Source organism: Isoptericola sp. S6320L (assembly GCF_023015685.1).
GTDB lineage: Bacteria > Actinomycetota > Actinomycetes > Actinomycetales > Cellulomonadaceae > Isoptericola > Isoptericola halotolerans_A.
On sequence record NZ_JALKAT010000010.1, the window covers coordinates 1 to 20,056 of the forward strand.

Annotated in this window: 16 protein-coding genes; 12 read left to right on the forward strand and 4 right to left on the reverse strand. The window is 72.8% G+C overall.

Annotated features, from left to right (window positions below; genetic code table 11):
• Window positions 1–107 precede the first annotated feature (107 nt).
• On the forward strand, window positions 108–707 hold the full coding sequence (recR, locus tag MWU57_RS07785) for a recombination mediator RecR (RefSeq protein ID WP_106266304.1): 600 nt from the start codon (window positions 108–110) through the stop codon (window positions 705–707).
• A gap of 92 nt (window positions 708–799) precedes the next feature.
• Here recR and MWU57_RS07790 read toward each other — a convergent pair whose 3' ends face one another.
• The gene (locus MWU57_RS07790; RefSeq protein WP_246908548.1) at window positions 800–4,441 is read right to left on the reverse strand and encodes a family 16 glycoside hydrolase; all 3,642 of its coding nucleotides are present in this window, start codon (window positions 4,439–4,441) and stop codon (window positions 800–802) included.
• Window positions 4,442–4,659: 218 nt separating this feature from the next.
• On the opposite strand from MWU57_RS07790, the gene MWU57_RS07795 reads away from it, so the two are divergent.
• Complete coding sequence (locus MWU57_RS07795) at window positions 4,660–5,229, forward strand: DUF5063 domain-containing protein (RefSeq protein ID WP_308221153.1); 570 nt, start codon at window positions 4,660–4,662, stop codon at window positions 5,227–5,229.
• Between the two features lie 27 nt (window positions 5,230–5,256).
• Here the strand turns inward: MWU57_RS07795 and MWU57_RS07800 are convergent, their stop codons facing one another.
• Window positions 5,257–6,405, reverse strand: a complete 1,149-nt coding sequence (locus tag MWU57_RS07800) for an ABC transporter permease (protein WP_246908550.1) — start codon at window positions 6,403–6,405, stop codon at window positions 5,257–5,259.
• Window positions 6,402–7,325, reverse strand: a complete 924-nt coding sequence (locus tag MWU57_RS07805; RefSeq protein WP_106266298.1) for an ABC transporter ATP-binding protein — start codon at window positions 7,323–7,325, stop codon at window positions 6,402–6,404. The genes MWU57_RS07800 and MWU57_RS07805 overlap by 4 nt, the downstream gene beginning before the upstream one ends.
• Before the next feature lie 176 nt (window positions 7,326–7,501).
• Between MWU57_RS07805 and MWU57_RS07810 the strand changes: the two genes are divergently transcribed.
• The 4 genes from MWU57_RS07810 to MWU57_RS07825 all read left to right on the forward strand — a co-directional run bounded on the left by MWU57_RS07810 (window position 7,502) and on the right by MWU57_RS07825 (window position 13,177).
• Window positions 7,502–9,811 (forward strand): choice-of-anchor I family protein, encoded by a 2,310-nt coding sequence (locus tag MWU57_RS07810; protein WP_246908553.1) that lies wholly within the window; start codon window positions 7,502–7,504, stop codon window positions 9,809–9,811.
• Between the two features lie 37 nt (window positions 9,812–9,848).
• Complete coding sequence (locus MWU57_RS07815) at window positions 9,849–10,631, forward strand: TSUP family transporter (protein ID WP_246908556.1); 783 nt, start codon at window positions 9,849–9,851, stop codon at window positions 10,629–10,631.
• A 124-nt stretch (window positions 10,632–10,755) separates the two neighbouring features.
• On the forward strand, window positions 10,756–12,057 hold the full coding sequence (locus tag MWU57_RS07820; protein WP_106266295.1) for an aspartate kinase: 1,302 nt from the start codon (window positions 10,756–10,758) through the stop codon (window positions 12,055–12,057).
• A 7-nt stretch (window positions 12,058–12,064) separates the two neighbouring features.
• The gene (locus tag MWU57_RS07825) at window positions 12,065–13,177 is read left to right on the forward strand and encodes an aspartate-semialdehyde dehydrogenase (protein WP_106266294.1); all 1,113 of its coding nucleotides are present in this window, start codon (window positions 12,065–12,067) and stop codon (window positions 13,175–13,177) included.
• 127 nt (window positions 13,178–13,304) lie between these two features.
• Here MWU57_RS07825 and MWU57_RS07830 read toward each other — a convergent pair whose 3' ends face one another.
• Window positions 13,305–13,997 carry a MerR family transcriptional regulator gene (locus MWU57_RS07830; RefSeq protein WP_246908559.1) on the reverse strand — a complete coding sequence of 231 codons (693 nt, stop codon included), beginning with the start codon at window positions 13,995–13,997 and terminating at the stop codon, window positions 13,305–13,307.
• 52 nt (window positions 13,998–14,049) lie between these two features.
• Here MWU57_RS07830 and MWU57_RS07835 point away from each other — a divergent pair, with 52 nt between their 5' ends.
• The 6 genes from MWU57_RS07835 to MWU57_RS07860 all read left to right on the forward strand — a co-directional run bounded on the left by MWU57_RS07835 (window position 14,050) and on the right by MWU57_RS07860 (window position 20,055).
• Window positions 14,050–14,505: a DUF6194 family protein gene (locus MWU57_RS07835; protein WP_246908560.1), complete on the forward strand. Its 456-nt coding sequence runs from the start codon at window positions 14,050–14,052 to the stop codon at window positions 14,503–14,505.
• A gap of 53 nt (window positions 14,506–14,558) precedes the next feature.
• Window positions 14,559–15,527 (forward strand): TIGR03885 family FMN-dependent LLM class oxidoreductase, encoded by a 969-nt coding sequence (locus tag MWU57_RS07840; protein WP_106266288.1) that lies wholly within the window; start codon window positions 14,559–14,561, stop codon window positions 15,525–15,527.
• A complete protein-coding gene (locus MWU57_RS07845) occupies window positions 15,524–17,224 on the forward strand; it encodes an alpha-amylase family protein (RefSeq protein WP_246908563.1) in 1,701 nt (566 codons plus the stop codon). Before MWU57_RS07840 ends, MWU57_RS07845 begins: the two co-directional genes overlap by 4 nt.
• A 670-nt stretch (window positions 17,225–17,894) precedes the next feature.
• Entirely contained in the window at window positions 17,895–18,290 is a 396-nt protein-coding gene (locus tag MWU57_RS07850; RefSeq protein WP_106266281.1) for a GntR family transcriptional regulator, read from the forward strand.
• Complete coding sequence (locus tag MWU57_RS07855; RefSeq protein ID WP_246908565.1) at window positions 18,287–19,285, forward strand: ATP-binding cassette domain-containing protein; 999 nt, start codon at window positions 18,287–18,289, stop codon at window positions 19,283–19,285. Before MWU57_RS07850 ends, MWU57_RS07855 begins: the two co-directional genes overlap by 4 nt.
• Window positions 19,282–20,055: a hypothetical protein gene (locus MWU57_RS07860; RefSeq protein ID WP_246908567.1), complete on the forward strand. Its 774-nt coding sequence runs from the start codon at window positions 19,282–19,284 to the stop codon at window positions 20,053–20,055. The genes MWU57_RS07855 and MWU57_RS07860 overlap by 4 nt, the downstream gene beginning before the upstream one ends.
• The last annotated feature ends 1 nt before the right edge of the window (window position 20,056 follow it).

Consider the following 20,056-nt stretch of genomic DNA (forward strand, 5'->3'; position numbering starts at 1 on the left):
GCACGACACGCCGCCCAGCCAGGGCGGCAGACGGCGCGTCGTGCACCCACAGCGACGAAGGGCGGGGTGGGGCGGGGGTTGTCGGGTGCGGCCCGTACCCTGAGCGTGTGTACGAAGGAGCGGTCCAGGACCTGATCGACGAGCTCGGCCGCCTACCCGGCGTCGGGCCCAAGAGCGCGCAGCGGATCGCGTTCCACCTGCTGGCCGCGGACGCCGCGGACGTGCGGCGGCTGACCGACGCCCTCACCGAGGTCAAGCTGCGGGTGCAGTTCTGCGAGGTGTGCGGCAACGTCGCCGAGTCCGAGCGCTGCCGCATCTGCGCCGACCCGCGCCGCGGTGACGACATCATCTGCGTGGTGGAAGAGCCCAAGGACGTCGTCGCGATCGAACGCACGCGCGAGTTCCGTGGCAGGTACCACGTGCTCGGCGGCGCCATCAACCCGCTGGACAACGTCGGGCCGGACGACCTGCGCATCGCCGAGCTGATGTCTCGGCTGGCCGACGGCGCGGTCACCGAGGTCATCATCGCCACCGACCCGAACGTCGAGGGGGAGGCGACGGCCACCTACCTCTCGCGCCTCATCGGCCCCATGGGGCTGACCGTCTCGCGGCTGGCCTCGGGGCTTCCGGTCGGCGGCGACCTCGAGTACGCGGACGAGGTCACCCTGGGTCGCGCGTTCGAGGGCCGGCGCGTCGTCGGCAGCTGAACCGCTGCTGGACCGCCACCGGCCTGCCGACACGACCGGGCCCGCCCCGCACGGTGGCGGAGCGGACCCGGCAGCGGACGTGCGGCGACGCGTCAGCGCACCGTGAGATCCGCCGTCGTGCTGGTGGCTCCGTAGACGGAGTCACCCAGGTACTCCACGGTCACCGTGTGCACCCCGTCGGTGAGGCCCGACGTCGGCACCTTGACCTTGGCGGGTCCCTCACCGAGCTCCGTGGTGACGACCTCGTCGCCGAGCGTCACGCGCACGGTGCCGGTCGGGACCGGCTCACCCTCCGCGCCGGACACCCAGACCATCACCTTGGTGTCCTTGCCGGCCTTGACCTTCGGCGGCGCGAGCTTCGCCCGGACCTCGGCCGGCAGGCCGACGGTGCAGTCCGCGGCGTCGTAGGACGCCTCGACCTCCAGCGTCCGCTTGTCGCCGCCGGCCGTCACCTGCACGGTGCCGGCCGCGAGCTCCGCGGCGTCGGCCGTGAACGACTCCGTGACGGAGGCTCCCGGCTCGACGCCCTCGACGGTGCGGGACCCGAGCGGCGTGTCGATGGTGAGGTCCACCGCCACGTCCGTCTCGGTGTTCGACGCGTGCACGTCCAGCACCGCGGACTCCGCCTCGCAACGGGCCTCCGCCGTGGCGGTGACGGCCAGGTCACCGAGCGGCTTGACCTGGATGTCCCGGTAGGAGACCGTCTCGCCGCCCCCGTGGTTCTGGATCCCGAGGAATCCGCGGGAGAGGTCCCTCGCCGGGTCCGAGCTGACGAAGTCGTTCACCAGCACCCCGTTGAGGAAGATCCGGATCGTGTCGCCCACGACGCGGATGTCGTAGCTGTTCCACTCCGGCACCGGGTTCAGCGCCTCCTCGACGGCCTCCGGGTCGGCACCCTGGAAGGTGTAGATCGCACCGGTGGTGCGGTCCGCCTCGTCGCTGGCGTCGATCTGGATCTCGTAGCCCTGGTCGACGGCGACCCACGGGTCGTTGCCCGGGTCGGGGAACCCGACGAACACGCCGCCGTTGTCGTCCTTGACCAGCTTCCAGTCGAGCTGGAGGCTGTACGACCCCTCCAGCTCGTCGGTGTGCCAGAGCAGACCCATGCCGCCCTGGGTCTTCAGGGTGCAGTCGTCCTGCCGCCCGAAGGACCCGGCGCCGGCGAGCCGCCAGTCGTCGAAGGTCGCGAGGGTGCCGTCGAACAGGGCGGTGTACCCCGCGTCGGGCTCGGTCGGGGTGCACAGGTCGGGCGACTCACCGATCGACAGGACGTCGAGGTTGACGTTGCCGTCGTCACCCTCGTCGAAACGGAGCGTGATCGTGTTGGCGCCCTCGCGCAGGTCGAGGTCACGCGTGACGAAGTCCCACGTCTTCCAGTCGCCCGTGCTCGGCAGCACCCACGGGTCCACCTCGGTGCCGTTGACGAGCACCGAGATCGACTTGTCGCCCTCGAACGGGTTGGGGCCGTTGGCGTACCGCAGGTTGACCGGCTGCGCGCCGGCCGCGTCGGCCTCCACCGTGAAGCTCACGCCGGCACCGGGGGACTGGATGCCGTCCACGAACCCGGAGCCGGAGTAGCCGCTGTGCTCGCTGTCGAGCCCGGCGGACCCGAGCAGCACCGACTCCTCGGCCTCGTAGTACCCGCGGTCGGCCGGGGCCACGTACCCGGGCAGGCTGTTGAGGGTGTACCAGGCCTCGGTGTTCCACAGCTCGCGCCCCTCGGCGTCGCTGAACGGGCGCGGCGAGCGCAGGTGCACGACCCGGCCCGGCTTGAGCCCGTCGACGGCGAGGCTGACGGTGGTGCGGTCCTCCGAGACGGTGGCGTCGCTGACGTGCAGCACCTCCTCGTCGATCTTCGGCCCGCCGTACTGCTGGGTGGGCACGTACCGCCACTGGTCCACGCGGTACGCCTGCCCGGCGTCGTCGGCGATCTTCGCGACCGTCTCGTCGGACAGCGGCTGGTTGTACTCGATCTCGAAGCCGCCCTCCTGCACCCGCATCTCGAGCATGTCGAACGACTCCTGGCCGTTCGGCGTCAGCTTCTGCAGGCCGTACCGGAGCTTGTTGGGCTCGCTCCAGTTGCCGGCCTCGCCGATGCCGCCGACGTAGACGGCGCCGTCGGGCCCGATCACGGTGCGGTTGACGCCCGCCTCGAGCCCCGCGGTGTGCCGGAACACGGCACCCTGGAACTCGCCGTCGACCTTCTCGAGGAACCCGCGCTGCAGGCCGCCGTAGGTGACGTCGCCGAACAGGAGCTGGCCGGCGAACCGACCCTCGGAGAGCTGCACGGGCTCGCTGGGCGAGTTGCCGATCTCGTTCTGCGGGATCCACAGGGCCGGCTGGGTGACGGGCTGGTCGTCGAACGGGCCGTCCGGGTTCGTGTAGTGGTTGAAGAACCGGTCCTGCTCGACGTGCACCAGCTTGGAGCTCGGCAGCCAGGCGCCCTGGTTGTCCATGACGAACAGCTCGTTCTCCGGCCCGAACGTCATGCCGTTCGGGGTTCGCAGACCGCCGGCCACGTAGTCGATCTCGCCCGTCTCACGGTCGACCGTGATGCTCGTGCCGCGGTTCTCGGCCGGCTGCGGGTCGGTCGTCGCCCCACCGTTGTTGATGGCCACGGAGAGGTTGACGTAGAAGTGGTCGTCGTCGTGCAGCAGGCCGAACGCGAACTCGTGGAAGTTGCCGCCGAACGGCCACTCCGCGACGGTGGAGCGCTGGTCGTAGAAGCCGTCGCCGTCCGGGTCGGTGAGCTCGGTGAGCGCGTCGCGCTCGGTGACGAAGATCGAGTCGTCGATGACGGCCACACCCATCGGGTTGAACAGGTCGGTGGCGATCTTGGTCGCCGTCACCTCTTCGGCGCTCGTCTCGCCGGTCACCTGGTCGAGCACGAAGAGCTCCCCGGGCTCCGGGTCCTCGACCCAGCCGCCGGGGCTCACGGAGCCGGACGTCGCGACGACGAGGTCGCCGTCGGCGGTCCAGTCCATGCCGGAGACCATGGGCTCGAAGCCCTCGGGGCGCAGGTCGGTGAGGTCGTACCCCGGGTGCACGGCGTCGAGGGGCAGGCCGTCACCGGCGGTGTCCTCGGCACCCTCGCAGTACTTGGTCCCGGGTGCGGTGACGCGGACGACGCCGGCCTCGGTGCTGAGCGCCTCCTGCGGCACCACGGTGAACTCGGAGGCGCCGGGCGGCATCCACTCGAGCCGCAGCACCTGGCCGTAGGCGTCCTCGAAGAACTCGACGAACAGCGGGTGGGCGCCGGCGGTCAGGGTGACCGTGCCGTCCACCGACTCCTCGCCGTGCAGGCCGTCGTTGTCCACGACGACCTCGTCGCCGATCGACAGCCGGGAGCCGTCGTCGCTGGTGAGGCGGAACGTGTACTCGCCGTCCTCGGGGGCGTGGACGTTGCCGACCACGTGGGTGAGGAAGTGGTCCTCGAGCCCGAACTGGCTCGCCTCGGTCCAGTCGATCGTCGGCATGAGCTTGTCGACGTTGGGTGTCTGCCCGTCCTTGAGCCGGCAGAGCTGGTCGATGCCCTGGCGCAGGTCGTACGTGCGCAGGGTGACGCCGGGCTCCTGGGGTGGGAGGTCGGCGGTCCGGAGCTGGGTGGCGGCCGGGGAAGCGGGTTCGACGGCCCCGGCGGGTGCGGTGGCGAGGGCTACGGTGCCGCTCGCCAGGGTGAGTGTGACGAGTCCCGCGAGAGATCTCCTCGCGGGGCCTGACGGCCGTGCTGGCATGTTCTTCCTCCTCGAAGACGGTGCGATCGACCGTCCTCGACCGTAGCCGCACTTATGCTGGCTATCAAGCAAAAGGTGAACGCTGGTCTCCCGATCCTGCGCATGCGCCGGCGGATCGCTTTCCTGTCTGGCGTCGTGGCGGCCGCGCGGGGGACACTGGCACCACGCGGCCGGGGACTCGCTCGGCCTGGCACCGAGTGCAGGAACGGGTGAGGAACGTGCCAGAGATCTCCGCTGACTCCGAGCTGCGGGACGTCGCCGAACAGATGTCGGCACAGGCGCGGACGTTCCTGTCGACGACGTCGCAGGTCGCCTCGGGAGGCTTCCCCGGCGCCGAGCTGTCCCTGCTGATCCTGGCGACGTCGGACCTGCTCGCCGCGGGCGCACGGTTGGCAGCGATCACCGACGTCGTCCCCGTCGAGCGCTTCGAGCCCGACGCCGGGCGCGAGACCGACATGGACCCGCTGCGGACCGCGCTGGCGCAGATGTTCGACGGGTTCGACGACTACGTCGAGGTGACCGACCCGGTGCTGAGCGCCGACGTCGCCCCGGCGACGCTCTCCGGCGACCTGGCCTGCGTCGCGGACGAGATCGCCAAGGGGCTGCAGCACTTCGACGACGGCCACGAGCTCGAGGGCCTGTGGTGGTGGCAGTTCAGCTACCTGTCGAGCTGGGGCGAGCGCGCTTCGTCAGGACTGCGGGTGCTCCAAGGCGTCCTCGCCCACCTGCGCCTCGACGTGGCGGACGACGTCGCCGCCGAGGCGGAGTACGACGCCCTGCACGCCTGACCGTCGGCCCCGACGCCGGGAGTCGGGTCAAGCCACGCGGGTGCCCTTCGGGAGCCGCCGGGCGGGGATCTGCAGGCGCCGCACGGCCGTGACGACCCCGGCCGCGCCCAGCAGCACGTAGATCCCCAGGCCCCAGGGCCACACCGCCGACTCGCTCGGCCGCTGCTCCTCGACGGGCGAGGCACCGGTGCCGTCGGCCCACATGCCGGAGCACCAGTCCTGCTCCGCCGCGGGACCGGTGCGGGCGTACCGGACCCCGTACTGGATCAGCGTCAACGGGTCGGCGGCGTAGTCGTACGCCTCCGGATCGGCGAGCGGCTGGGCGTCCGCCACGATCACGAACGGGTTCGCCGCGAGGAGCCACCACGTGCGTTCGGAGTGCCAGACCTCCTGCGTGTGCGTGGTCCACTCGCACTCGGGCGGCTCGGTGTCCTCCCAGTCGTAGTCCGCCGGCACGTCCCAGGTGCGTACCGCCTCGGTGGTGGTCACCAGGGGCGCGCTGAGGCCGAAGAGCGCGAGGGACACGACCGACAGGCCACCCACGGTGAGGTAGGTGAGCACCGCGGAGCCGGAGGTCTTGGCGGTCAGCGCGGAGAACCCGAGGCCGACGGCGCACACCACCCCGAGCACGACGGCGAGCACGAGCACCACGGACACCAGCGACCAGAACGGCAGCCCGCCCACGGCGAACGCCCACACGACGAACGGCACGCTCGCGGCGAGGAACGCCAGCGCGGCCAGCCACGCGGCGAGCAGCTTGCCGACGACGATCTCGGCCGGGGTGAGCATCGTGGCCTGCAGCGTCGCGAGCGTCCCGGCCGCGCGGTCGCCGTTGATGGCGGGCGCGGTGAGCGCCGGTGCGACGAGGAGCCCGAGGAACAGCACGAAGAACACGACGACGCCGAACATCGTGCGGCCGGCACCGTCGGCGCCCAGCGACGGGTCGTCGAACAGCATGGCGATCGCGCCGGAGGTGAGCAGCGTGATCAGCCCCACCACCACGAACCACACGACGAGCGCGATCTTCCACCGCGTGGAGCGCACCCGCTGGCGCAGCTCGAGCTGCGCCACGGTCCGGACGCCCTGCCACGACAGCGACCAGTCGCTGGTGGGCACCGTGCGGGGACCGGCGCCCGACGGCGTCGCCACTGTGCCTTGATCGGCCGCAACGCTCATCGCCGTTCCTCCTCGAGTCGCAGGTATGCCTGTTCCAACGCGCCGCCGGCAGGCGCCAGGCTGACCACCGGCACGCCGGCAGAGACCGCGTCGCGCAGCAGCGCCGCGGCGGCCTCGTCGCCGTCGAGCTCGACCAGCGCGGTCCCGTCGTCCTCGAGCCGGGCCTCGGTCCCCGCCGTGGTGAGCCAGTCCGTCAGCAGCCCGGGCGAGAGCGCGGCGATCCGCCACGCCCGGCGCTCGGCGGCGGCGTCGTCCACCGACTGCGACCGCACGGTGCGGCCCTGGGAGATGAAGACGGCGTCGTCGGCCATCTCGTCGAGCTCGGTGAGCACGTGCGAGCTGATGAGGATCGTCTTGCCCGCGGCGGCGAGCCGGCGCACGAGCTCGCGCAGGTCGACGCGCGAGCGGGGGTCGAGCCCGGAGGCGGGCTCGTCCAGGAGCAGCACGTCGGGGTCGTGGACCAGGGCCCGGGCGAGCCCGAGCCGCTGCTTCTGCCCGCGGGACAGCACGTGGGCGGGGGAGTCGGCCAGCTCGGTGAGGTGCACCAGCTCCAGCAGCTCGGCCGCGCGGCGGGCGCCGTCGTCGGGCGTCATCCGGTACGCGGCCGCGACGGTGACGAGCACCTCGCGCGCGGTCAGGGACTCCCAGGTGCCGAAGACGTCGGGCATCCAGCCGATCCGCGCGCGGGCGGCACGTCCGTGCGCGGCAGGGTCGACGCCGGCGACCCGGATCTCGCCGGCGTCGGGCGCCAGCAGGCCCGCCAGCATGAGCAGCAGCGTCGTCTTGCCGGACCCGTTGGGCCCCACGAGCGCCGTCACCCGGCCGGGCCGTGCCTCCAGCTCCACGTCCACCACCGCGTGCACGGCGCCGAACGCCCGTCGCACGCCGCGCGTGCTGATCCCACCACCGTCGTCGGTCATGGCGACGAACCTACGCGGTGCGCGAAGGCCCGGGCATCATCCTCCGGGATGATCTCTGACGTGCGACGACGTCCCGCCACCCCGGCGTCACCCGGCGTTCACCGCGCGGGCCCGGCGGCGCTACCGGCGCGCCCTAGCGTGCGACGCGATCCTGTCGTCTCACACCGGAGGCCCTCGTGCCCGTCCGTGGCATCCACCCACCCGCCGCTCGCGCCGTCGCCGTCGCGCTCGGGCTCACCCTCTGCGGCGCCGCGCTGACGCTGCCGGCCCGGGCCTCCGTGGTCGACGACCCGGTCGGCACGAGCGCCGAGGGCGCGGCGATCGACCTGCGCGCCCTCGGCAGCTACGAGACGGGCCTGTTCGACGAGTCCGGCGCGGAGATCGTGGCGTACCACGGCGGCTCCCAGCGCTTGTTCTCCGTCAACGCGCACGCCGGCGAGGTCACCGTGCTCGACGTCGCGGACCCGGCCGCGCCCACGAAGCTCTTCGCCCTGCAGACCACGGGTGTGGCGGCCGACGACGGCTCCACGGTGCCGGCCGGCGCCGTCGCCAACTCGGTGGCCGTGCGCGCGGACGGGCTGGTCGCCGTCGCCGTCGAGTCCGACCCAAAGACCGATGCCGGCTGGGTCGTCTTCTTCGACGCCGCTGCCGACGGGTCCGCGCTCGGCGCGGTCCGGGTGGGCGCGCTGCCGGACATGGTGACGTTCACCCCCGACGGCGCCCGTGCCGTCGTCGCCGACGAGGGCGAGCCGGACGACGACTACACCGTCGACCCCGAGGGGGACGTCGCCGTCGTCGACGTGCCCGACGGCGTGACCGCGCCGTCGCAGGACGCCGTGCGGTTCGCGGACTTCCACGCGTACGAGGCGGACGGCGCGCTGCCCGCGGGTGTGCGGGTCTTCGCGGGCATCGAGGGGACCGACCACCCCGTCTCGCGCAACCTCGAGCCGGAGTACGTGGCCGTGTCGGCCGACTCGACCACCGCGTACGCCGTGCTGCAGGAGGCGAACGCCGTCGCCGTCGTCGACCTGGCCGGCGCCGAGGTGACCGAGATCTGGCCGCTGGGCGCCAAGGACTTCTCGATCGAGGGTCAGGGCATCGACCCCTCTGACGAGGACGGCGGGATCGACGTCCGGACGGTGCCCGTCCAGGGGCTGTACATGCCGGACGGGCTGAACGCGTACACCGCCGGGGGCGAGACCTACCTGGTGACCGCCAACGAGGGCGACGCCCGCGAGTGGGGCGACTACGAGGAGCCCGTGCGGATCAAGGACCTGGGCGAGGACGGCGTCGCGCCGCTCTGCGCGGACAGCCCCGTCGCCGGCCGTACCGCCGACGACGACCTGGGCCGCCTCGACGTGTCGCGGGCCTCCGGGCTGCGTGCGGACGGCGAGTGCTACGAGGAGGTGTTCGCGTTCGGCGGCCGCTCGTTCTCGATCTGGACCACCGACGGCGAGCAGGTCTTCGACTCGGGCGACGACTTCGAGCGGATCACCGCCGAGGCCGCCCCCGAGAACTTCAACTCCGACCACGGCGAGTCCTCGTTCGAGTCCCGCTCGGACGCCAAGGGGCCCGAGCCGGAGAACATGGCGATCGGTGAGGTGGACGGGCGCACGTACGCGTTCGTCGGGCTCGAGCGCGTGGGCGGGGTGATGGTCTACGACGTCACCGACCCGGCGGCGGCGCAGTTCGTGCAGTACGTCAACAACCGCGACTTCTCCGTCTCCGCCGAGGACGCGATCGACGACGGCGCCTCCCCGGCCGAGGCCGTCGCGGCCGCCGGCGACCTCGGCCCGGAGGGCCTCGCCTTCATCGCCGGCGACGACTCCCCGACCGGCGAGCCGATGCTGGCCGTCGGCAACGAGGTCTCCGGGTCCACCACGCTGTTCGCGATCGACGGCCCCGCCGCCACGCAGGTCCCGGCCCGTGGCGTCCTGACCGACGACAACGCGCACGACGGCGTCCGGGGCGGCGCGTACACCGTCTCCGTCGACCTGTGGTGGGGCCAGAACGCCACCCAGGTGCGCCTGCTCGAGGACGGCGAGGTCGTCGCGACGCGGAACCTCGTCGACGCGACGCCGTCGGCCCAGCACGTCGAGTTCGACCTCACCGGGCGCACCGACGGCCGGTACACCTACACCTGCGAGCTGGTGAACGCGGCCGGCACCACCGACTGCCGCTCGCACACCGTCCGGGTCACGGACGCGGCCCCCGCCGCCCCGCGGCTCAGCCACGACAACCACGACAAGGACGGCGCGTACACCGTCTCCGCGGACCTGTGGTGGGGCACCAACGCGACCGGCTGGACCCTGGTCGAGGACGGCGAGCAGGTGGCGACCGGCGCGCTGACCGACGCGACGCCGTCGGCCCAGCACGTCGAGGTCCCGCTGACCGGCCGTGAGCCCGGCACGCACACGTACCGGATGGTGTTCACCAACGACCTCGGCGAGACCTCCAGCAAGGAGCTCACCGTCCGCGTGAAGTAGGCGCGACCGGGGGTGACCGCGTGCAAGGATTCGACGCGTGCTCGATCTCGACCTCACCACCATCCTGCTGCTCGTCCTGGCCGGCCTCGCGGCCGGCTGGGTCGACGCCGTCGTCGGTGGGGGCGGGCTGATCCAGCTCCCCGCGCTGTTGCTGGTGCCGGGCATCTCCCCGGTGCAGGCGCTCGCCACCAACAAGCTCGGCTCGATCATGGGCACGTCGGTCAGCTCGATCACGTACTACCGGCGGGTGGGGCCCGACCTCACGACGGCGGGGCCGATGGCGCTCGCGGCGCTCGTGGGCGCGTTCGGCGGCGCGGCGCTCGCCACGCAGATCCCGGCCGAGCTCTTCACGCCGATCATCCTGGTGGTGCTCATCGGTGTCGCGGCGTTCACGATCCTCAAGCCGCAGCTCGGTGCGCAGGACAACCTGCGCTGGGAGGGCAACCGGCACCGCTGGACGGCCGCGGGCATCGGGCTGGTCATCGGTGCGTACGACGGCCTGCTCGGGCCCGGGACGGGGACGTTCCTGGTGATCTCCCTGGTGAGCGTGCTCGGCTACGCGTTCCTGCCGGCGTCGGCCCTGGCCAAGATCGTCAACTTCGCGACGAACCTCGGGGCGCTGCTGTTCTTCGTGCCGCACGGCGCCGTGATCTGGGGGCTCGGTCTGGCGATGGGCGTGGCGAACCTCGTGGGCGGCTACGTCGGGGCGCGCATGGCCGTCGCGAAGGGCTCCGGGTTCGTGCGGATCGTCTTCGTGGTGGTGGTCGGGGCGCTGATCTGCAAGCTCGGCTACGACGTCGTCACCGACCTCACGGCGTAGCACCGCGAGGTGTGACGCCGTCCACACCGGTCGCGGGCGCCGGGCGCTACGATGGTCGGCGCACACACAAGACACCGGCGGGCCGTTGAGAGAGACGGTGGCCGGCAACAGAAAGGTTGCATGCATGGCACTGGTCGTGCAGAAATACGGCGGGTCGTCCGTCTCGGACGCCCGCTCCATCAAGCGCGTGGCCAAGCGCATCGCCGAGGCCAAGCGCGCCGGCAACGACGTGGTCGTCGTGGTGAGCGCCATGGGCGACACCACGGACGAGCTCCTCGAGCTGGCCGACGAGATCAGCCCCAAGCCCCCGCAGCGCGAGATGGACATCCTGCTCACCGCCGGTGAGCGGATCTCGATGTCCCTCCTGGCGATGGCGATCGACAAGCTGGGTGTCAAGGCGAAGTCCTTCACCGGCCAGCAGGCCGGCCTCCTGACGGACGCGGTGCACGGCAAGGCCCGCATCGTCGACGTCGTCCCGCACCGGATCCGCCAGACCCTCTCCAAGGGTCAGGTCGCGATCGTCGCGGGCTTCCAGGGCGTCAGCACCTCCAACGACGTCACCACGCTCGGTCGTGGCGGCTCGGACACGACGGCGGTCGCGCTGGCCGCCGGGCTCGACGCGGACGTCTGCGAGATCTACACCGACGTCGACGGCATCTTCAGCGCCGACCCGCGCATCGTGCCGGGTGCCCGCAAGATCGACAAGGTCACCTACGAGGAGATGCTCGAGCTGGCCGCCTCCGGCGCCAAGGTCCTCGCCCTGCGTGCCGTCGAGTACGCGCGCCGGTACGACGTGCCGGTGCACGTGCGCAGCTCGTTCTCGGGCAAGACCGGCACGCTCGTGACCGGCACCCACGGAGATCTCATCGACCCGAACGCCAGCACCGGTGACCAGGAGGAAGCCATGGAAGACCCGATCATCTCGGGCGTCGCCCACGACAGCAGCGAGGCCAAGATCACCGTCGTCGGCGTCCCCGACACGCTCGGTCAGGCCGCCCGCATCTTCGAGGTGGTGGCGGGTGCCGGCGCGAACATCGACATGATCGTGCAGAACGTCTCGGTCGCCGCGACGGGCCGCACGGACATCTCGTTCACGCTGCCGCACGGCGACGTGCGCTCGACCGTGGCCGCGCTCAACGCCGTGAAGTCGGAGCTCAAGTTCGACGAGCTGCAGATCGACGACGAGATCGGCAAGGTCTCGCTCGTCGGCGCCGGCATGAAGTCGCACCCCGGCATCTCGGCGCGGCTCTTCGGCGCGCTGCGCGACGCCGGGATCAACATCGAGATGATCTCCACCTCGGAGATCCGCATCTCGGTGGTCACCCGCGCGGACTCGCTGGACGACGCGGTGCGGGCCATCCACACCGCGTTCGGCCTGGACTCCTCCGAGGGCGAGGCCGTGGTCTACGCCGGGACGGGGCGGTGATCGGCTGATGGCTGTCATCAACTCCCAGGGCGTCGACGTCGCCGTGGTCGGCGCGACCGGCCAGGTCGGTGCCGTCATCCGCCGGCTCCTGTCCGAGCGCGGGTTCCCCGTCAAGGAGCTGCGCCTCTTCGCCTCGGCACGGTCGGCCGGCTCGGTCATCACGTACGAGGGCGTCGAGGTCACGGTCGAGGACGTCGCGGCCACGCCGACGGCGGAGCTCGCCGACATCGACATCGCCCTGTTCTCCGCAGGTGGGGGGACGTCGCGCGAGCACGCTCCGCGCTTCGCCGAGGCGGGCGCCGTCGTCGTCGACAACTCCTCCGCGTGGCGCCTCGACCCCGAGGTGCCGCTGGTGGTCTCCGAGGTGAACCCGGAGGCGATCGCCGACGCGGCCAAGGGCATCATCGCCAACCCGAACTGCACCACCATGGCCGCGATGCCGGTGCTCAAGCCGCTGGCCGCCGAGGCCGGGCTGGAGCGCCTGCGGGTCGCCACCTACCAGGCGGTGTCCGGGTCGGGGCTCGGCGGCGTCAAGGAGCTCGCCGACCAGGCGCGTGCCGCCGTCGCCGGCGACCTCGAGGGCCTGACGCACGCAGGTGACGCGGTGCAGCTCCCGGAGCCGGAGAAGTACGTGGCGCCGATCGCGTTCGACGTGATCGCGCTGGCCGGCTCGATCGTGGACGACGGTTCCGAGGAGACGGACGAGGAGCAGAAGCTCCGCAACGAGTCCCGCAAGATCCTCGGGTTGCCGGACCTCGCCGTGGCCGGGACCTGCGTGCGCGTGCCGGTGTTCACCGGGCACTCGCTGGCCATCCACGCCGAGTTCGGCGCCGCGATCACCCCGGACCGGGCTCGCGAGCTGCTGGCCGACGCCCCCGGCGTCGAGCTGGCGGACGTGCCGACGCCGCTGCGCGCGGCCGGCGCCGACCCGTCGTTCGTGGGCCGCATCCGCGTGGACCAGTCGGTCCCGGGGGGGCGCGGTCTGGTGATGTTCGTGTCGAACGACAACCTGCGCAAGGGCGCGGCGCTCAACGCCGTGCAGATCGCGGAGATCGTCGCCGGCGACCTCGCCGAGCTCTCGACGTACGACGAGCTCGAGGCCGCCGCCGCCGACGCCTGACGCCGAGGTAGTGCGGCCCGCGCCGAGGTAGTGCAGAACTCGGCGAGGTAGCAACGCAGGGCCGCGGTGGGACTCGTCCCGCCGCGGCCCTGCGGCGTCCCTGCACCGACTCGTGGGCAGTTGCTTCTCAGGGCGCCGCGGCGTCCAGCACGTCGGCCAGGTCAGCCCCGGCCCGCAGCAGGGCCACCGACCGTGTCGCGATGCCGGTCAGCCGCGCTCGCAGCGCGGCCTCCGCCTCGGACGGGTCGCCGAGCCCGCGCAGCGCCGCCATGGTCCGGGCGACGGCGGGGATCGGGTAGCCCGCCGCACGCAGCGCCGCGACGATCCGCGCGGCCCGGACAGCGCCGACGTCGTAGGCCCGCGCTCGCAGCGACCCGACCCGTTCGGGCTCGACGAGCCCCTCGGCCTCCCAGTGCCGCAGGGCCGACGTCCGCACGCCGAGCGCGGCGGCGAGCTCGGTGATGGTCAGGACGTCGCGGGGTCCGCCCTCCGCCGGTTCCGCGGCGATGGCTTCCAGCGCCTGCAGCGCCTGGAGGGTCGAGGTGCGTTCCGCGGCGAGCCCGGCATGCAGGGCGGTGATCGTTGCGGCAGCATCGGGCAGCGTCGCCTCCCACAGCCCGGCCAGGGTGCGGCGTGCGACGACCGGCCCGACGGCGGCGGCGAGCCCCCGGTAGGCGCGTACCGCCTGGACGTGGTGCCGTCGGTACTGCCGGTAGCCGTTGGCAGCCCGTTCGGCCGGCGGGACGATGCCGAGCCGCTCGAGGTCTCGCACCTGCTGCACGGAGTAGCCCGTGGCCCGGGCGACGTCGTCGGTCCGCAACGCTCGTTCCTTCCGCAACCCCACAGAAGCACTTCAAGGCGACGCTTGAACCATGAGTATGGACCAGATCATCAGCGCGGTGCGCGGGTTCGACGGCGCGCTCGTCCTTCAGCCCCGGCCCGACGACGGCACCCTGGACATCGCCTGGGGCGACGCGTTCTTCTACTACGCCCCCGACGGCCAGGTGCCGACCACCGTGCAGCCCTACGGCACGATCGTCACGAAGAACTATCCCGACGACACCACCTGCGACCTGGACGAGCCCGGCCGGTGGCGGGTCAACGTCCAGGTGGGGCGGGACCGGGTCCACGAGCTCGTCGAGCACGTCCCGGCGTCGCGCCGCGTGCCGACGGACACCTGGACGCGGCATCCGGTGTACGGAGACCTGGGGTGGGTGTGCGTCGTCGACCCGGCCGAGCGCACCACCCCGGCGGTGCTGGCCCTGCTCCGCGACGCGCACTCCGCGGCCCGACGCCGGTACGAGCGGCGCCGCGCGTCACGCCGCTGAGGCGCCGGGCGCTCGACGCGCGGGCACCAGGACGACCCGCTTGACTGGCGAGCATGGTCACGATCGGGTTCCACGCCTCGCACGAACAGATCGCTCCCGGACCGCTGCTCGCCGCGACGCGACGGGCCCAGGACGCCGGGTTCGACGCCGCCACGTGCTCGGACCACCTGACGCCCTGGAGCGTCCGGCAGGGCGAGTCCGGCTATGCCTGGTCGTGGCTCGGCGCCGCGCTCGCCACGACGGAGCTGCCGTTCGGCGTCGTCACGGCACCCGGCCAGCGGTACCACCCGGCCGTCGCCGCGCAGGCGGTGGCGACGCTGGCCGCGATGTTCCCCGGCCGGTTCTGGGCGGCGCTCGGCTCCGGCGAGGCGATGAACGAGCACGTCACGGGTGACCGGTGGCCGACCAAGCCAGAGCGTGACGCGCGGCTGCGCGAGTGCGTCGAGGTGATGCGGGCGCTGCTCGCCGGGCAGGAGGTCACCCACCACGGGCTCGTGACGGTCGACCGGGCCCGGGTCTGGTCGCTGCCCGAGGTACCGCCGCGACTGGTCGGTGCCGCGGTCACCCCCGCCACGGCACGCCGCCACGCGGACTGGGCGGACGGCCTCGTCACGGTCAACCAGCCGGCCGAGACGCTGCGCCGCGTCGTCGGGGAGTACCGCGACGCCGGTGGCCGCGGTGCCCTGGCGCTCCAGGTCCACGTCGCGTGGGGGCCGGACGACGAGGCGGCGTTCGCCGTCGCGCACGACCAGTGGCGGTCCAACCTGCTGCCGCCGTCCGTGAGCTGGGACCTGGAGACGCCGCAGCAGTACGACGCGATCGCCGACCTGGTCCGCCCCGAGCAGGTGCGGGGGACCGTCCTGGTCGAGCACGACCCGCAGCGCCTGGCCGACCGGGTCGGCGAGCTCGTCGCCTGCGGGTTCGACGAGGTCTACCTGCACCACGTCGGCCAGGAGCAGGACGGGTTCCTCGACGTCGCCGCCGAGACGCTCCTGCCGCGGCTGCGGGAGGTGGCGGCATGAGGATCCGCGACACCGGCGACCTGTGGTGGAAGAACGCCGTCGTCTACTGCCTCGACGTGGAGACGTACCTCGACTGGAACGACGACGGCGTGGGCGACTTCCCGGGCCTGCTGCAACGGATCGACCATCTTGCCGACCTCGGCGTCACCTGCCTGTGGCTCATGCCGTTCTACCCGACGGCCGACCTCGACGACGGCTACGACGTGACCGACTTCCTCGGGGTCGACCCCCGGCTCGGTGACGTCGGCGACGTCGTCGAGCTGGCGCGGACCGCGCGGGACCGTGGCATCCGCGTCGTCGTGGACCTGGTGGTGAACCACACCTCGGACCGGCACCCGTGGTTCCGCGCCGCCCGGCGCTCGACCAGCTCGCCCTTCCGGGACTACTACGTGTGGCGCCAGGACGAGCCGCCGTCCACGAAGGACCAGGTGGTGTTCCCGGACGAGGAGGACGGGATCTGGACCCTCGACGACGCGACCGGCGAGTGGTACCGCCACCGCTTCTACTCCCACCAGCCGGACCTCAACACGGCGAACCCGGCGGTGCGGGACGCCATCGCGAAGACCATCGGGTTCTGGCTGGAGCTCGGCATCGCGGGGTTCCGGGTCGACGCCGTCCCGTTCGCCCTCTCGGACGTCGCGTCTCGGGCGGGCGACGCCATCGAGGACCCGCACGACTTCCTGCGCACGCTGCGAGCCTTCGTCGGCCGGCGGTCCGGCGAGGCCGTCCTCATGGGCGAGGTGAACCTGCCGTACGCCGACCAGGCGCTGTACTTCGGCGACACGTCCCCCGGGGACGGCGACAGCGGTACCGAGGTCTCCGAGCTGACGCTCCAGTTCGACTTCAACGCCATGCAGGCGATGTACCTGTCGCTCGCCCGGGCCGACGCCGGCCCGTTGGCGGCGGCGCTGCGCTCGCGTCCGACGATCCCGCACGACGCGCAGTGGGCGACGTTCGTGCGCAACCACGACGAGCTCACCCTCGACAAGCTCACGCCCGAGGAGCGGCAGGAGGTCTTCGACGCCTTCGGCCCCGAGGAGTCGATGCAGCTCTACGGGCGCGGGCTGCGCCGTCGGCTGCCGCCGATGCTGGACGGCGACCCCCGCCGCGTCCGGATGGTCTACTCGCTGCTCTTCTCGCTCCCGGGTACGCCGGTGCTGTACTACGGCGAGGAGATCGGGATGGGGGAGAACCTCGAGGCGCCGGGACGTCTCGCCGTCCGCACCCCCATGCAGTGGTCGCCGGAGCGGCACGGTGGGTTCTCGCACGCGCCGGCACGGCGGCTCCCGGCGCCGCTGCCGGGCGACGGCTGGGCGCCGGAGCACGTGAACGTGGCCGACCAGCGCCGGGACCCGGACTCCCTGCTGTCGTTCATCCGGCTCCTCACGCACCGCTACCGGGAGTGCCCCGAGCTCGGCTGGGGCACCCCGGAGGTGCTCGACCAGCCGTCGGCCGCGGTGCTCGCGCACCGCACGACCTGGCAGGACGCCTCGATGGTCACGGTGCACAACCTGTCTGCGGACCCGGTGGTCGTGGACCTGTCGCTCGGTTCCCTGCCGGAGGGAACCCGGCTGGTGGACCTCCTCGACCACGACGACTGCGAGCCGGGTCCGCACGGTGCGGCCCAGGTGCGCCTGGACGGGTACGGCTACCGCTGGCTGCGGGTCGTGGTGCCAGGGGCGCGGCGCCTGCTGTGAGGTCGGGGCGCCGGCCGACGGCGGGCGCCACCACCACGATCGCCGCCGCGGCGAGCACGTGCCAGGCGCTGTGCCCCCACCCCGGGACGAACCCGACGAGCGCTCCGACGCCGAGGACGACGACGGCGGTGAGCAGCCGGGCACGCAGCGCCGGCCGCGCCGCGGCGCGCGCGAGGACCGCCACGACCGCGAGGGCCGACGCCGTCCCCTGCGCCACGATCGACGCGACGGGGGAGAGCGCGGCGAGCACCACGTCGGCGAGCGTGGGGGCCAGCCACCACCAGGTGCGCAGGCGGCGGCCGGTGAGGTCGGCGAGGGCGTCGGCGGCGACGAGGGCGTAGGTGCCCAGCAGGGGCGGGTCGTGGACCAGCGGGTTCCAGGCCGGTGCCGGGCCGTGCTGGATCACGGACCCGACGCCGACGAGCACCGCCAGCACGCCGAGCGCGGCCCGGCTGCGCGCCGCCTCGGCGGGCCGGTCCGCCGGGCCGGGGTGCCGCCGTCGGGCCACGATCCACGCGCCCGCGAGGACGAACGCGAGGCTCGACCAGGTGTCCATGCCTCCAGTCAACGCCGGGCGCGGTGCGTCCACCAGGGGTTGACGGCGCCGAACCCCTGTGGTTCATTAGTCAAGTAACGAACCATAGGACCACAGCACCGTGAGGAGGGCCGCATGTTCGACGGGCCCGAGCCGATCTACGTCCAGATCGCGCAGATGATCCGGTCGCAGGTCCTCGCCGGGGAGCTCGCGGAAGAGGAGCAGGTCATGTCCACCACCCAGTTCGCGACGACGTTCCGGATCAACCCCGCCACCGCGGCCAAGGCGTTCACCGGACTCGTCGAGGAGGGCGTGCTCTACAAGCGCCGGGGGCTGGGGATGTTCGTCGCCCCCGGCGCCCGTGAGCGCCTTCTCGACCAGCACCGCCAGGCGTACTACGACGACGTCCTGGCCCCCGCGCTCGCCCAGGCGGCCGTGCTCGGCATCCCCACCGAGGAGATCGTCGCCTACATCACCGGCTCGGACGGCACCGACGGTGCCGCCCACCAGACCACTCAGGAGAAGTCATGACCCCGGAGCCCTTCGGCGCCCGGCTGGACGACGTCGTCGTCCGGTTCGGCAAGCAGCGCCGGATGACCGTCGACGGCGCGACGTTCAAGGACGACGCGACCGTCGCGCTCGCCGGCGTGGACCTCACCATCCGCCCGGGCGTGATCACGGGGGTCCTCGGGCGCAACGGCGCCGGCAAGTCCACGCTGCTCACGCTGCTCGCGGCCTTCAACCGGCCCACCTCGGGCACCGTGCGCCTCGGGCCCGCCGGCGTCTCTCCCGACACGTGGGAGGACCCGTGGGAGAACCCGTGGGTCACCTCCAACGTCCAGCTGGTGCGCGAGTCCGGTGACCTGCAGGACGACGAGAAGCTGTCCGAGACCCTCAGGTACTACGCCGACCTGCGCCCGTGCTGGGACGCCGACCTCGCGGCCCGGCTCCTCGACATGTTCGAGGTGAACCCCCGCAAGAAGCCCGCCGCGCTCTCCCGCGGCAAGAGGTCCGCCGTCGGCGCCACCATCGGGCTGGCCGCCCGGGCGCCGCTGACGATCTTCGACGAGGTGTATCTGGGGATGGACGCGCCGACGCGGTACGCGTTCTACGACGAGATCCTGGCTGACTACGCCGAGCACCCCCGCACCATCCTGCTCTCCAGCCACCTGGTCGAGGAGGTCGAGCGCCTCTTCGAGGACGTGATCGTCCTGGACCGCGGCGGGGTGCTCCTCGCCGAGACCGCCGAGGAGATGGGCCGGCGCGGCTTCAGCCTCACGGGGCCGGCGTCCGCCGTCGAACGGCTCGCCGGCGACCGGCGGGTGCTGCACCGCCAGCAGCTCGGCGGCACGCTGCAGGTCACGCTCGAGGGAACGCCCGACGACGGCGAGGCCACCGCCGCGCGGGCGGCGGGCGTCGAGCTCGGCGCGCTCCCGCTGCAGGACCTGTTCGTGCGGCTCACCGACCCGGCGCGGTCGGCGCAGCCTGCCGCAGGGCGGCCCGCCGCGACGGAGACGGACCGATGAGCGCGCCCGCCGTCGTGGACCGGACGGCGTTCGCCGCGCAGGCGCAGTCCCGGGCCGTCCGTCGCGTCCAACGCTCCGTCACCTCCGCCGTCGTCATCATCGGCGCGGGGTTCTGGGTCGTCTACGCCGTCGTGGCCGTCGTGGTGCCGCTGATCGTGCGCAACGCCGGGAACCAGATGGACGCCGGCGTGCTGTCCGCCGCCGACTACATCGCCCGCTGGGTCGCTTTCGGCACCACCGTCGCGATGTTCGCCACCATCCTGCGCCCACACCTGGCGGCAGGCGGGACGCGCGGCGCCCTGCGCACGGGCGCCGTGCGCGCCGCCGCGATCACCGGACTCGTCTACGGGCTGCTGAAGTCCCTCGCGCTGCTCGGCGAACGCGCCTACTTCGGAGCGCTGGGCTGGCCGTGGCAACGCCTCGACGGCGGGCCGCGCGAGCTGACCGATCTCGGCGACTTCGCCCTCACGGCGCTCGCCGAGGCGGTCGTCACCGCCGTCTACCTGCTCGTCGGCTGCGCCGTCGTCGCGGGGTACCAGACGCACGGCGTGTGGCGCGGGACCGCCCTGCTGCTGCCGGGGATCGCCCTGCTCGCGCTCGTCGAGCTCGCCACCCTCAGCGGCAGCACCGCCGACCTGCTCGGCCACCTGGTCACGGTCGACGGGGCGGCAGCCGCCGGCCGGCTGCTCGCCGGGCTCGCCGTCGTCGCGCTCGCGGCCGCGTGGCTGCACCTGCGGCTGCGCAACCTCCGACTCCGCCCGACGAGGTGAC

What these genes read in the sequence shown, in the direction of transcription:
- MWU57_RS07790 (WP_246908548.1), bottom strand. Translation starts at nt 4,441, where the DNA reads ATGCCAGCACGGCCGTCAGGCCCCGCGAGGAGATCTCTCGCGGGACTC.
- MWU57_RS07800 (WP_246908550.1), bottom strand. Translation starts at nt 6,405, where the DNA reads ATGAGCGTTGCGGCCGATCAAGGCACAGTGGCGACGCCGTCGGGCGCC.
- MWU57_RS07805 (WP_106266298.1), bottom strand. Translation starts at nt 7,325, where the DNA reads ATGACCGACGACGGTGGTGGGATCAGCACGCGCGGCGTGCGACGGGCG.
- MWU57_RS07820 (WP_106266295.1), top strand. Translation starts at nt 10,756, where the DNA reads ATGGCACTGGTCGTGCAGAAATACGGCGGGTCGTCCGTCTCGGACGCC.
- MWU57_RS07825 (WP_106266294.1), top strand. Translation starts at nt 12,065, where the DNA reads ATGGCTGTCATCAACTCCCAGGGCGTCGACGTCGCCGTGGTCGGCGCG.
- MWU57_RS07835 (WP_246908560.1), top strand. Translation starts at nt 14,050, where the DNA reads ATGAGTATGGACCAGATCATCAGCGCGGTGCGCGGGTTCGACGGCGCG.
- MWU57_RS07840 (WP_106266288.1), top strand. Translation starts at nt 14,559, where the DNA reads ATGGTCACGATCGGGTTCCACGCCTCGCACGAACAGATCGCTCCCGGA.
- MWU57_RS07845 (WP_246908563.1), top strand. Translation starts at nt 15,524, where the DNA reads ATGAGGATCCGCGACACCGGCGACCTGTGGTGGAAGAACGCCGTCGTC.
- MWU57_RS07850 (WP_106266281.1), top strand. Translation starts at nt 17,895, where the DNA reads ATGTTCGACGGGCCCGAGCCGATCTACGTCCAGATCGCGCAGATGATC.
- MWU57_RS07855 (WP_246908565.1), top strand. Translation starts at nt 18,287, where the DNA reads ATGACCCCGGAGCCCTTCGGCGCCCGGCTGGACGACGTCGTCGTCCGG.
- MWU57_RS07860 (WP_246908567.1), top strand. Translation starts at nt 19,282, where the DNA reads ATGAGCGCGCCCGCCGTCGTGGACCGGACGGCGTTCGCCGCGCAGGCG.